Source organism: Spirosoma gilvum (assembly GCF_054776815.1).
On the sequence record NZ_BAAHBH010000003.1, the window covers coordinates 465,006 to 478,043 of the forward strand.

General features: G+C 46.8%; 8 protein-coding genes. 5 read left to right on the forward strand and 3 right to left on the reverse strand.

Going from position 1 to position 13,038, the window contains the following annotated elements:
• Positions 1 to 111: 111 nt before the first annotated feature.
• The 5 genes from ACYVFD_RS10195 to porN all read left to right on the forward strand — a co-directional run bounded on the left by ACYVFD_RS10195 (position 112) and on the right by porN (position 6,155).
• On the forward strand, positions 112 to 1,086 hold the full coding sequence (locus ACYVFD_RS10195) for a PorP/SprF family type IX secretion system membrane protein (protein ID WP_461089874.1): 975 nt from the start codon (positions 112 to 114) through the stop codon (positions 1,084 to 1,086).
• A 247-nt stretch (positions 1,087 to 1,333) separates the two neighbouring features.
• A complete protein-coding gene (gene porK / locus ACYVFD_RS10200) occupies positions 1,334 to 2,461 on the forward strand; it encodes a T9SS ring complex lipoprotein PorK/GldK (RefSeq protein ID WP_461089876.1) in 1,128 nt (375 codons plus the stop codon).
• 44 nt (positions 2,462 to 2,505) lie between these two features.
• Positions 2,506 to 3,318, forward strand: a complete 813-nt coding sequence (gene porL, locus ACYVFD_RS10205; RefSeq protein WP_461089878.1) for a type IX secretion system motor protein PorL/GldL — start codon at positions 2,506 to 2,508, stop codon at positions 3,316 to 3,318.
• Positions 3,319 to 3,446: 128 nt separating this feature from the next.
• The gene (porM, locus tag ACYVFD_RS10210; RefSeq protein ID WP_461089880.1) at positions 3,447 to 5,033 is read left to right on the forward strand and encodes a type IX secretion system motor protein PorM/GldM; all 1,587 of its coding nucleotides are present in this window, start codon (positions 3,447 to 3,449) and stop codon (positions 5,031 to 5,033) included.
• 57 nt (positions 5,034 to 5,090) lie between these two features.
• The gene (gene porN / locus ACYVFD_RS10215) at positions 5,091 to 6,155 is read left to right on the forward strand and encodes a type IX secretion system ring subunit PorN/GldN (RefSeq protein ID WP_461089882.1); all 1,065 of its coding nucleotides are present in this window, start codon (positions 5,091 to 5,093) and stop codon (positions 6,153 to 6,155) included.
• A gap of 113 nt (positions 6,156 to 6,268) precedes the next feature.
• Here porN and uvrC read toward each other — a convergent pair whose 3' ends face one another.
• The 3 genes from uvrC to porW form a co-directional block, all read right to left on the reverse strand.
• Positions 6,269 to 8,077 carry an excinuclease ABC subunit UvrC gene (uvrC, locus tag ACYVFD_RS10220; RefSeq protein WP_461089883.1) on the reverse strand — a complete coding sequence of 603 codons (1,809 nt, stop codon included), beginning with the start codon at positions 8,075 to 8,077 and terminating at the stop codon, positions 6,269 to 6,271.
• Positions 8,078 to 8,264: 187 nt separating this feature from the next.
• Positions 8,265 to 10,622, reverse strand: a complete 2,358-nt coding sequence (locus ACYVFD_RS10225) for a penicillin-binding protein 1A (protein ID WP_461089884.1) — start codon at positions 10,620 to 10,622, stop codon at positions 8,265 to 8,267.
• 107 nt (positions 10,623 to 10,729) lie between these two features.
• Complete coding sequence (gene porW, locus ACYVFD_RS10230; protein ID WP_461089885.1) at positions 10,730 to 12,982, reverse strand: type IX secretion system periplasmic lipoprotein PorW/SprE; 2,253 nt, start codon at positions 12,980 to 12,982, stop codon at positions 10,730 to 10,732.
• Positions 12,983 to 13,038 lie beyond the last annotated feature (56 nt).

The following is a 13,038-nucleotide window of genomic DNA, read 5'->3' on the forward strand; positions in this document are numbered from 1 at the left end:
CATTTCCCCTTTTTTTATAGCCCAATAATTTGCGCTTACGCACGTTTAGATGTAAACTGTGATTTATTTCCCAGAGCGCTCAATGGCAGTTCTGAATTTTGCTTAGGCCGTATGATTCGCACATTTTACGTTTTTGCCTTTTTATCGCTGACGATGGCTGTATCGACCGTTCTGGCACAGCAGGATCCTCAGTTTAGTATGTATATGTATAACCCCCTCTATTACAATCCGGCAGCTGCTGGATCAGAAGGGGTAACGAGAGTGCAGATTACCCACCGAACCCAATATCTGGGGTATCAGACGATAGGTAATGGAGACGGTAGTGCTGCGCAAAGCACCCAATTGCTCTCCTTTACGATGCCTTTGGATAAAATTAAAAGCGGTATCGGGATTTATGCGTTGAATGATAAATACGGTCCATCCATCAATCAGGCCATTCAATTGTCGTATGCGTACCGGCTGGCTTTGAAAAATGGGACACTGGCGCTGGGAGTTCAGGCAGGTATGTTTAACCGGGGGTACGATTTTAATCAGTTCCGGCCAACTGACCCAGGTGACCCGTTACTGCCGGGTGGGCGCATAAATCTGTTTAAGCCTGATGTGAGCGCCGGGATTTATTACAATACAACCGACTATTGGGTAGGTGTAAGTATGACTCACCTGAATCGGGCTACGTATAGTTACACGACTGGTTATGAAACCGATCCGTCGGATAGCAAAGCGTATTTATCAGCCGGTTATCGACTTGGTTTTGGGTATAATATTGATATACAGCCATCGGTATTGCTTCAGTACAGTACCAAAGAAGGCTTACCCGGATCAGTAGCGACTGTTAACATTCTTGGAACGTATGACAACCGTATTTGGGCCGGGATAGGTTACCGGGTTAAAGACGCAGTTATGGCAACGGCTGGGATCAACCTAATGCGAAACAATGCACTACGGGTTGGATACTCACTGGATATTGTGACAAGTGGTACTCAAATAAAAAGTGCGACATCGCATGAAATTATTTTAGGCTATGCCCTGCCTACTATCGACACGCGTAAAAAACCAATTATCCGTACTCCTCGTTTTCGATATTAAGGCAGAAGAAATGGCTAAAATTTAGGTTTGCAGACTATTTTGGCAGTATTCTTGTTAGGCAGTTTGCGAATAGCCACTTATTTTTGAGGGAATGGACTGATTCATACAGTACTAATTCGTCTAAATCATAAAACCCATTAGGTCGGGATAGAGTTAGAAAATAATTCAGGTCCTGGGATTACATACAATAACCAAACAGATTTTCGTTTTTAGTCTGGTCTCGCACAAGAAGAAGCAAAGTTCTACGATGATGAAGTATAATACAGTCAACGCAACCCGGATGGTGATGGTCGCAGCAGTCGTACTGCTAATGCAAGGTTGTGGCTTCCTGAAATCAAAATTTAGCAAAGGTGGCAAAGGAGGAGAAGTTGGCGTTACGAATGGGGAAATTACGGCCACAGGTCGTAAAGGCTGGAAGCAGCCAACTCCCTATGGAATGGTGCTGATTCCTTCTGGTTCGTTTATCATGGGACAGGCCGATGAAGATGTGGCCGCAACCCAGATTAACATGAACCGCCAGGTAACGATCAGCTCGTTCTATATGGACGATGCTGAAATTTCGAACCACGAATACCGTCAGTACATCAATGCACTGCTGGCTGATTCGGTTTCGACACTGGGCGAAGAAGAAATTATGTCGAAGTTTTATCCAGATACGACCGTTTGGAAAAACGACTTCACGTATCACAATGGTGATCCAATGCTGGAGCACTATTATGCTCACCCGGCATTCGATACGTATCCGGTAGTAGGAGTAAGCTGGATTGCAGCTAACCACTTCTGCAAATGGCGTACGAACATGCTGGATGATTATCGCACCAAAGAAGGTGGTTATAAATCATTTGGTTTCCGCCTTCCATCAGAAGCTGAGTGGGAATGGGCTGCCCGGGGCGGCAAGAGTGGCGCCAAATATCCATGGGGTAACCCCTATGTAGCAAACGGGAAAGGTTGCTACCTGGCCAACTTCAAACCCCAGCGCGGTAATTTCGACGCTGATGGCTATCCATACACAGCGCCTGCAACGGCCTACAGTCCGAACGATTACGGTCTATACAACATGGCTGGTAACGTAGCTGAATGGTGCCGGGATGCCTATGCCGATAACACCAATGCCATTGTCTGGGATATGAACCCCGACAACCAGAATGCCGATGAGCCTCGTAAAGTGGTGCGTGGTGGTTCCTGGAAGGACATTGCTTACTACCTCGAAACGGGTACACGTTATTACGAATACGAAGATCAGAAGCGTTCTTATATTGGATTCCGTTGCATTATGGACAACCTGGAAGGTCGGACAGCATCGGCACGTGGTAGCAGGCTAGGGGGAAGTAGTAAGAGCAAAAGCAGCAAAAAATCGGCAACGAAAAAAGTTTAACGCGTAATAAAGTCAATTACCTAGTCCAATAAAAATAGCTTATCATGGCAGCAGACAAGTCAGTAAATTTCTTTTGGGATCGCTTAGTACCAACCATTTATAGTGCCGGAGCCGCCGTTGTTATTGCCGGGGCATGGGCTAAAATTACCCACAACGAACAGTTTGGCTGGTTATTGACGGCTGGTCTTCTTACCGAGGTTGTCATCTTTGTTCTTTATGCAATTCAAAGCTTCACAAACCCAACAATAGCCTCAAATGATTATGCCTGGGAACGTGTATATCCCGAACTGGCTGATGATTTTAAGGGAGAAGCTCGTAAGCCATCGCCACAAGCTAATGGCCTGACGGCGAATATGGATCAAATGCTGGCTCAAGCCAAAGTAACTCCTGATGTGTTTGAGAAACTGGGTTCTGGTTTCCGAAACCTGAACGATACCGTATCCAAACTGTCTGATCTGACCGAAGCAACGGTGGCTACGAACGATTATGCACGTAACGTTAAATCGGCTTCGAGTTCAATCAGTGAAATGAACAAATCCTATGGCACGGCAATCACAGCTATGAATTCGATGGCCGATGCAACCACCGATGCGAAGGATTACCGCGATCAGTTCCAGAAAGTAACCAAGAATATGGGTGCCCTTAACGCTGTGTACGAACTGGAATTACAGGATACCAACAAGCACCTGAAAGCGATGAATGCGTTCTATGGCAGCCTGACCGCAGCTATGGAGAACATGAGCGATGCCAGCCGCGACACGCAGCAATTCAAGAATGAACTGGCCAAACTCACTGGCAATCTGGCTTCGCTTAATAATGTGTATGGCAGCATGCTGACAGCCATGCGCGGCAACTAAAATTAGTTATAGAGTTGTAAGGTTGTAGAGAATGATCTCTCTGTTGAAAGAACATAGCTCTCATAAACACTTTACAACTCTACAACTGTATCACTCTACAACTTCCTTTATTCATACTACCATAGTATATGGCAGGCACAAAAGAGACACCCCGTCAGAAGATGATCGGGATGATGTATCTGGTTTTGACCGCAATGCTGGCTTTACAGGTCACATCGGCAATTCTGGAAAAGTTTGTACTTATAAATAATAGCCTGGAGCAGTCCACCATAGCCGTAAATAAGGTTAACCAGGCAACCGTCGATAATATTCGGGGAACTGTTGAAAAGTCCGGGAACCGTGCTACTGACCTCGCCATCGTAAAACAGGCTGAGGATGTTCGGAAAATTACCTCTGACATGATCGGCGAACTTGATAAGTTGAAAGATCAGGTTGTTGAGGCTGGTGGTGGTCGCGATGAGTCGGGCAATATCAAAAACTTGAGCGAAGAAGAGAAAGTCGCTCAATTGATGATTGGTACTAGCCGTAATGGGGCCGCTTTCAAACTGAAAAATGACCTGAACACATACATCGATAATGTTTCGAAGTATGCAGGTACAAAATATGCACCGTTAGCGCTTGATGGCAAAGACGATCCCATCGCGAATCGTTCTCCAGATCAGCGTCGGAAAGATTTTGCTGAATTAAATTTCGCGCAAACACCCGTACCGGCTGCCTTGGCAGTACTAAGCCAGAAACAGGCTGATATTCGCCGGATTGAAGGCGAAGTATTGGATGTGCTGGCCAGTAAAGTAGGCGCGCAGGATGTTAAGTTCGATAAGATCATTGCCATGCTGAGCATGGATTCGAAAGTGGTAGTCGCTGGTACAAAGTTCAAAGGCCAAATGTTTCTGGCGGCTTCCTCATCGGGGATTCAGCCACGTATGAGCCTGAATGGCGGAGCCGTTCGGATGCAGGACGGACAGGGTATTGTTGAATTTACGGCGCAAGGGGGAACGTACGACAAAAACGGTCTTTCGCGTCGAATGTTGACAGGTTCGATTGCCTATCAGACCCCCGCCGGTTTGAAAACCGTGCCTCTGTCGGCTGAATACTTTGTGGCTAAGCCTTCGTATCAGATCGAAACAGGTACCATGCCTCCCTTGTATTTAGGCTGTGCCAACAAACTGAGTATTCAAAGTCCACAATTAGGCGCTTTATGGAATCCTAATTTTTCGGCTGATGGCGCTTCGGTAGTTTCATCGGGTGAAAAAGGAAAAATAACAGTTGTACCCAGCTCGGCTAGCGTAGCACTAAATATTAGTAACTCGGGTAGTTTGTTAGGCACTGAGCATTTCAAGGTGAACAAGGTGCCACGGCCAACCCTGGAAATTTTTGTAGGAGGTACGCGGGCGAATGACCCTCGGGGCGTTCCTGTCTCGTCAGCACGTAGTGTGCGGATTCAGGCCGTTGCCGATCCGAGTTTTGCTGCCTATTCACCCGACGATGCTAAATTCCGGACTACGGGTGCTACAGTATCCCTGGTTCGTGGTACACGACGCGTGAAATTTGCCCAGGTAGGGGCAGGCGGTGGATCTATTGCTGATCTGGCTGCTGAAGCTCAGCCTGGCGATCGACTAGTCATTCAAATTGATGGTGTACAGCGCCAGAATTTCCGGGGTGAAATCAGTGATGTTCCGATGGGCAACCCATTGCAACAAGTTTCGCTTTATTAATAGACTAAACTGGTCATTAAGCCGTTAACATCTTGAATTGACAACAAATAAAGAGCCATGACTGAAGCAAGAACGATACGATACGCCGGTGTGCTGGCTATAGCTGCGCTGGCCCTGGCAGGAGGAGAAACCCTGGCTCAGGAAAAAGCAAATAACGGCACGAATCCTAATTCAATTCGTCCGATCAATGAGAACGACATCATGATGAAGAAGACCCTTTGGCGTCGGATCGACCTGAAGGAGAAACAGAATCAATCGATGTTCTCGAAGAATAATGAGATTTCGAAGTACCTGATGGAGGCAGTAAAGGCTGGTTTAATTGATGCCTATACGAATGACTCCTGTACGACGAAGATTACCGCCGAGAAATTCCACGAGAATTTGTTAATCCCAAATACGGGTGGTGGCCTATCGGCCGAAGAAAAGGCAGCTGGTTTTACCGAAGATGGTAAGAATGGTGCTAAAGATGACGGTTGGGGCAATCCTGTGAAAAAGGATGATAAGAAAAAGACGGCTGATGATGGCTGGGGAGCGCCCAAGAAAGCAGCCGCTGCTGCTGAGCCTGTTGATGATGGCTGGGGGGGGCCTAAGAAGAAGGCAGTAGCTAAAAATGCTAAAGGTAAAAAAGGTAAAGCGGTTGTTGCTCCGCCCGTTGAAGAGCCGAAAAAAGATACGGTAGCGGTTGCTAAAGCGGCAACGTTCTCTGGTGATGAATACTTCCCTAAGGAGTTGAACATCCTTGAAGTTAAGGAAGACTGGATTTTTGACCGGAAACGCTCTCGCTTGTATTATGATATTCAGACGGTAACCCTCCTGTTGCCTGCAGATAAGAACGAAGCCGGTTTTGAAAAGCCAATCGCTTCCTTTAAATACAAAGATCTGGACAAACTGTTCCGCAGCGATCCGAAGAAGTTCATCTGGTATAATCCACAAAACCAGGCTCAGCACAAAAACCTGGCTGATGCGTTTGACCTCCGCCTGTTCTATGGCCGCATCACGAAAGTGGCCAACCCAGGCGACCAGGATTTAATCGGTATGTATGGCGATCGCGAAGGTTTGATGAAGTCATACCAGACAGAGTATGAGCTGATGGAAACCGAGCATAGTCTTTGGGAATACTAAAATTGAAAAAGCGGCTCTAAGGGCCGCTTTTTTTATACTTACCGGTAAAGCGGCTGGAAAAGCCGCTATGTTAATATGATTGATCTAGAGCGGCTTTCCAGCCGCTTTACTTTTTACTGTTCGATTGCTTCGAAATACTCTTTGAGCTTTAGGGCGCGATCTTTCCCAACTATTTCGGCTACTTCATCGAAGCTGGCTTCCCGAATTTTTTTGACGCCCTTAAAGTGTTTCAGGAGCTTTGCCGCCGTTTTTTTACCAATTCCTTCTACATTCTCCAACTCACTGATGAGGCTGTTACGGCTGCGTTTATCACGGTGATACGTAATGGCAAATCGGTGCGCTTCGTCGCGGATACGTTGAATAAGCTTCAGTGATTCCGATTTTTTATCGATGTAGAGCGGAAGGTTATCCTCAGGGAAGTAAATCTCTTCCAGCCGCTTGGCAATCCCAATGATAGGAACTTTGCCATATAAATCCATCGCTTTCAGGGCATCGCAGGCAGCACTCAGTTGACCTTTACCACCGTCGATGACAATCAGATCAGGCATGTCGGTCCCTTCGGTTAAAACACGGGTGTATCGGCGTGTAACAACCTCGTACATACTCGCGAAATCATTGGGCCCAATAACCGTTTTGATCGAAAAATGCCGATACTCTTTGTTTGCGGGTTTGCCGCCAATAAAACACACCATGGCCGACACAGGGTTCGTGCCCTGAATGTTCGAATTATCAAAACATTCGATTCGGTTGGGAATGGTTTTTAGTTGCAAATCCTGCTTGAGTCGGATCAAAACCCGATCTTTTTTGCTGGCGTTGGCCGTGGCTTCGGCGGCCATCCGTTCCTGGCGTTCACGTCGGAAATATAGTACGTTTTTCAAGGACATGTCCAGCAGCTTTTTCTTGTCGCCAATCTGAGGAACCGTTATTTCGGTCTTTAAGTCGACATCCAGCGGAATGTTCGTGATAATCTCCTTCGCCTGGCTACCATATTGCTCCCGGAACTCCACGATCATCATCGCCAGCAAATCAGGGTCAGTTTCGTCCAGTTTTTTCTTAACTTCTACCGTGTGGGTTTGCACGATGGTTCCATTGACCACCTTCATGAAATTGATGTAGGCCGAGATTTCGTCGGAAGCGATCGAGAATACATCTGCATCGGCAATTTTTGGATTGACAACAGTCGATTTGCTTTGAAATCGCTGTAGTACATCAATTTTCTCTTTGTATTTCTGCGCCTGTTCAAATGCCAAGTCGTTGGCAGATTCAATCATTCGGCCTTTAAAATACTCCTGAGCCGGTTTCAGATTCCCTTTCAGAATATGGTGAATTTGTTCAATGTCTTTGTCGTAGTCACCCTCGCTTTGCCGACCTTCGCAGGGGCCTTTACAATTGCCGATATGATACTCCAGACAGACTTTGTATTTACCTGCTGCAATGTTTTCGGGAGCCAGATTATAGTTACAGGTACGAATCGTAAATAATTGGCTGAACATGTCCAGCACCGTATACATCGGCTTCAGGTTGGCAAAAGGACCGTAATAGGTGCCTAGTTTCCGATCAATCTGCCGGGTTGTCAATACACGCGGAAAGTGTTCATTGGTTACGCAGACAAACGGATAGGTTTTATCATCCCGCAGCAGGATGTTGTATTTCGGCTGATACCGTTTGATGAGCTGATTTTCGAGCAGGAGCGCGTCGAATTCGGTATGAACAATGGTAAACTCAATTTTACGAATCTGGCTTACCAAACGCAATGTTTTACGATCATGCCCTTTTGAGTTAGTGAAATAACTGCTAACCCTATTTTTTAAATCTTTAGCCTTCCCAACATAAATAACCTCGCCTGTGGCATCGAAATAGCGATACACACCTGGTTCGTGCGGTACTTTGGTTAATTCCTGTTTATAATCGAATTCAGGCATATAAAACGTTGTGAAGAATAACTGACCACAGTTTAAAACAAAAAAGAACCCGTAAAGGTTGACGCACACAAAATTGTGACACAGAGATTCACGGAGAAGGCCCAGAGATACACAGAGTTAAACTATATTCTCTGTGTATCTCTGGGCCTTCTCCGTGAATCTCTGTATTATAACACCACCCAATCAATTATTGCAAAATCTCATCCTCATCCTCCGGCACTACTTTAGGCGGAATGTACCGTTGAGAAGAATCAATGTGATAACCTCCGCAATCAATCTTAAAGTTGTTGGGTTTGCGGAAAGGCTCCGGCCGGTAACTGGTTAGAGTAGGGTCTTTATAGATTTTCTGCATGTACATACCCCAGGCAGGCATCGCCAATCGGCCCCCCTGTCCCAACGAAATGTCCCGGAAGTGGATGGAACGGTCGTCCCCACCAACCCATAAGCCTGATACCAGATGTTGCGTCATACCCATAAACCAGCCATCGGAGTAATTGGAGGTTGTTCCGGTCTTAGCTGCTATTTCGTTACCACCGTCTAGTAGTTTGTATTGTGTACGTAACCGTTGCGCTGTCCCATTCGGTTCTTCAACAGCCCCCCGCATCAGGTACAGCATTTCATAGGCTCGGTTGGCACTAATTACCTGTTTAGCATCGACGGAGAAATTTTTCAGCACATTCCCGTTCTTGTCCGTAATCATGGTCAGAATCATTGGCCGAACGCGCATTCCACCATTGGCAAAGGCACAATAGGCTGATACCATTTCGTAAACGGATACATCGCCCGTTCCTAGACAGAGAGTTGGGTTCTCGGGCAAATCTTTGCTTTCGATTCCCATCTCATGCGCATACTTGATAACTTCTTCGGCCCGGGTTTTCTTAATTAACTGGGCGCTGACTGTATTGATCGATTGCCCCAGGGCTTCCCGCAACGACAGACTCTGGAAACTATATCGACCCGTGGAGTTTTTGGGCGTCCAGGCAGGGCCACCGTTATTGTCTTCACCATGTACAAAGGTGGTAGGCTGGTCAATGAGATGACTACAAGGGGTTACGAATCCCTGATCCATAGCCGTTAGGTATACAAAGGGCTTAAACGTTGAACCCGGTTGCCGACGGCCCTGACGAACGTGGTCGAACTTCATGTATTTGAAATTAATACCACCTACCCAGGCTTTGACATAGCCATTGCGCGGGTCCATCGACATAAAACCTGTGTTGAGCAGGCGTTTATAATATCGGATAGAATCCAGAGGACTCATTGTGGTATCTTTTTCATTACGACCACCCCCATACACAAACACCTTCATTTTGATAGGTTTACGCATTTCCTGCCAAATGGCTTTCTCATTATCGCCATAAACAGACTTAAGCTGCTTGAATCGAATGGTTCGCCGGGCTACACCCTCAATGAAATTTGGCATTTCAACATATTTTTTTGTCCTGGAATCTTTCTGTACCCAGGGATTTCGACCGCGCCAGTGTTCATAAAATTTCTTCTGTTGATCCCGCATATTGTTCATGACGGCTTCTTCCGCATAGGTCTGCATCCGGGAGTCAATGGTGGTGTAAATTTTTAGACCACTGGTGTACAGATCCAGTTCGGCATCCGGATTCTCTTCGTTATATTCCTTGAGCCACCGTTTCAAATCGTCTTTGATGACTGACCGGAAGTAAGCGGCCATACCCGTATTCTGATTTTCGACGCTGAAATCAAGCTTCAGAGGCTTTCGCTTGTAGGTAAACAACTGCTCGTCGTTGAGGAAGCCGTATTTCTTCATTTGACCCAGTACAACGTTACGACGCTCACGGGTACGGTCTTCAAACATCCGGGGGTTATAGAGCGTAGGATTTTTGAGCATGCCAACGAGCATGGCCGCTTCTTCGACGTTCAGGTTCCAGGGTTCCTTGCTGAAATACGTTTTGGCTGCGGTTTTGATCCCGTACGTATTATTGCCAAACGATACCGTATTGAGGTACATCATCATGACCTCCTGTTTGGTATAATTCCGCTCCAGCCGTACGGCCAGAATCCATTCCTTAGTTTTGGCGATGATCAGACCAATAATCGGGATATTCCCCAAAACACCCCGTAACTCTTCCTGACGGGTATCGAACAGGTTTTTGGCCGTTTGTTGCGTAAGCGTACTACCACCGCCAGAACTTGAAGCATCCCGGAATGTAAGAAAACCACCCACGGCCCGGAATAAGGAGCGCGGGTCGATCCCCGAGTGTTTAATGAAACGGGCATCTTCGGTGGCCAGCAAAGCTGAGGTTACGTTAGGCGATACCTGCGAAATCTCGATAGGCGTCCGGTTTTCGACATAGTATTTGCCTAACAGCTTCCGATCGTAGGTATACACTTCCGAAGCTTCTTCACTCTTTGGATTTTCGAGCGCTTTCAAACTGGGCATTCCACCAAAAAGCCACAGAAAGTTGTAGCTAACCGCCACTACATAGAAGATCAGCATGGCTACGCCAATCAGGGTAAATCGCCAGAGATTTCGGATGATTTTCCGGTAAGGCCCGGAGGTAAATTCGATCATTCGTTTTATTTCGGGTTTCAGGTCTCAGGTTCCAATTCTCAGGTTGACAGACCAGCAAGTCACATTTGGATTTGTCAATCTAAAACGTGGAGCCTGAAACAATAAGCTTATTTCCGTTTTGCCGTTGCCTTTTCGGCGGCCGTCTGCATTTCTTTGACGCGGGGTAATAACTGGCTGGCTGGATAATCGCGTATAAACTCGGCCAGTGCTCGTTGGTAAGCTTCCACATTTTGCACCTTACCAATCAACATAACCCGTAACAACGCCAGTTTGTCTTCCAACTGAGTGCCGGCAAAGCTACTCATCGACGCATCGGCCCTTGCCAGCGCTTCAGTTGTATTGTTGGCCTGATAAAGGTCATAGATAGCGGTGTATGTTTTCAGGGCTTGCGCTTCTGAATCGCTTGTTTGAGCAGCAGCGCGTCCGGTCAGTCGGGCATAGGACGTATTCGGGAACTCGGCCAGTAATTTATCTTTCCAGTTAGACGTTTTACCCAACTGCTCGTTACTAAGGTACAATAAATAATAAACTTCTGGTTTCTGGAGTGTGTTTGGGTACCGGGTAAGCAATTGTTCAAACGTCGGAATAGCGTCGGCAGGTTGATTAAACTGGAACTTGTATAATTTCCCAAGTTTATATAATGCTGTTTCAATGCGCTGATTCGCTGCCACCTGAGCCTCCTTGCTGAACGGTATTTTCGCCATCATAGCCTCTTTCTGGGCTTTACGACTCGTTGCAATTCCCGCTACGCCAGCGGCTGCCTGTGATGCTTCAGATTGAGCTAGCGGTGCATTGGGATTAATCGAATTGGCAGGCGTGCCCCCTACAACTGGACTATTGGCACCGGCAATAGCGATGGATGCTTCTTTGTTACTGCGTCGCCAGTTGTCTTCAAGCTGACGATTCCCCCAGCGGGTCGAAAACTCCTGTCGCCCCTGACTTGAGGCAACTGGGTTGTATAAAACCCAGCGTTCGGTAGGTTGTAAATTAGAGTTGGTCGCTCCCGGCACCGAACTGATATTGCCATTCGTAGCTTTATCAATGATCTGTTGAGCCAGGGCTGCCTGGGCTTTATCCTCTTTTTCGCGTTGGTCAATGGCTTTATCAAGCACTTTGTCTACTGACGCTGCGTCTAGCTGGGCCAGATGCAGAAGGCTATCGTCGGTCTGGATGGTTGTTTTGTACTGAACAAACTCATCTAATGTCTTTTTGCGGTTCAGTAAAGCGGTATAATCGGCCGATTGTCGGGGCATTAAGGCAAGGGCACTATCGTAATAGACTTTGGCATGGATGTAATCCGCTTTTTTGTCAAAATACAATTTGCCAATTTCCAGATAAGTATACGGAACCTGGGCATTGGCCGTACCCGCTACCTGGATCGACTGGCTATACAGCTTGATGGCTTTATCGGTATTGCCCCGACGAGCTTCAAGTAGGCCCATTGTGAAATAGATTTTATCCTTCAGGTCTTCGTTTTTACGGTCTTTCAGGAGCCGGTCGAAGGTTTCGGATGATTGGGCTACCCGTTTTTGATCACCAGTAAGGCCATTACTTTGAATAGCATACAGATTGGCATAAAACGACTGATCGTAGGATGGCCGCGACCGGAGAACTTGCTGATACTGCTCAACAGCTTTGGCTGGTTGACCACTTAAATCGTAAAGCTGACCGGCAATCAGGTGAAGCCGGGCTGTAGATTCTCCTTTTTTCAAAACGGGAAAGGTGGCTTCCAGAATACCAGCCGCAGTTGGGTATTCGCCCTGGCGTTCGTGCAAGTAGGCTTTTGTGAGGTAGAAATCTCGGGTATTGATCTTGTTCAGTGGCTGCTGACGGAGGTACTCGGCTACGTTGAGCGCATTGACGTAATCGCTGGCTTCGACATACGCTCGCATTAATCCCACGAGTGCGGTATGTTTGTCGTCTTCGTTGGTCCCTTTTGTGTTCACATATTTGAACACTTCAATGGCATTTGGCAAATCCTGTTTTAGCAATCGCGCCCGACCAATGAGGTTATAGGCATTGTCGAGCCATTTACTATTCTGGTGTCGTTCGGGAATCAGCGAGGCCTTTTTGATAGCATCGTCCAGTTGTGGCTTTACTGGTTGAGCCAGCATTGAATCGACTGGCAACAAGATGGGTAGTAATTGATTATAATTTTCCTGACGTTTTTTAAAGAGAAATTGCTCTGCTTGATCAATTTCGTCGCGGGCAATGACGTAGGCATTATAATGGGCCGTCAGGTTATGATACCCTTTGGGGATGGCTTTTGTACTGTATTGCGAACAGGAAACCAGCCCGCCGGTCAGCAAAACAACGGCCGCAAGAAGTAGGAAGAGATGATTAGAAAAACAGCGGGACATTCGGTAATAACACGTGGTTACTCGTATTAAAACGTTGCAGGCCGGTCAGGCAATAT

What these genes read in the sequence shown, in the direction of transcription:
- ACYVFD_RS10195 (WP_461089874.1), top strand. Translation starts at nt 112, where the DNA reads ATGATTCGCACATTTTACGTTTTTGCCTTTTTATCGCTGACGATGGCT.
- porM (WP_461089880.1), top strand. Translation starts at nt 3,447, where the DNA reads ATGGCAGGCACAAAAGAGACACCCCGTCAGAAGATGATCGGGATGATG.
- porK (WP_461089876.1), top strand. Translation starts at nt 1,334, where the DNA reads ATGATGAAGTATAATACAGTCAACGCAACCCGGATGGTGATGGTCGCA.
- uvrC (WP_461089883.1), bottom strand. Translation starts at nt 8,077, where the DNA reads ATGCCTGAATTCGATTATAAACAGGAATTAACCAAAGTACCGCACGAA.
- porL (WP_461089878.1), top strand. Translation starts at nt 2,506, where the DNA reads ATGGCAGCAGACAAGTCAGTAAATTTCTTTTGGGATCGCTTAGTACCA.
- porN (WP_461089882.1), top strand. Translation starts at nt 5,091, where the DNA reads ATGACTGAAGCAAGAACGATACGATACGCCGGTGTGCTGGCTATAGCT.
- ACYVFD_RS10225 (WP_461089884.1), bottom strand. Translation starts at nt 10,622, where the DNA reads ATGATCGAATTTACCTCCGGGCCTTACCGGAAAATCATCCGAAATCTC.
- porW (WP_461089885.1), bottom strand. Translation starts at nt 12,982, where the DNA reads ATGTCCCGCTGTTTTTCTAATCATCTCTTCCTACTTCTTGCGGCCGTT.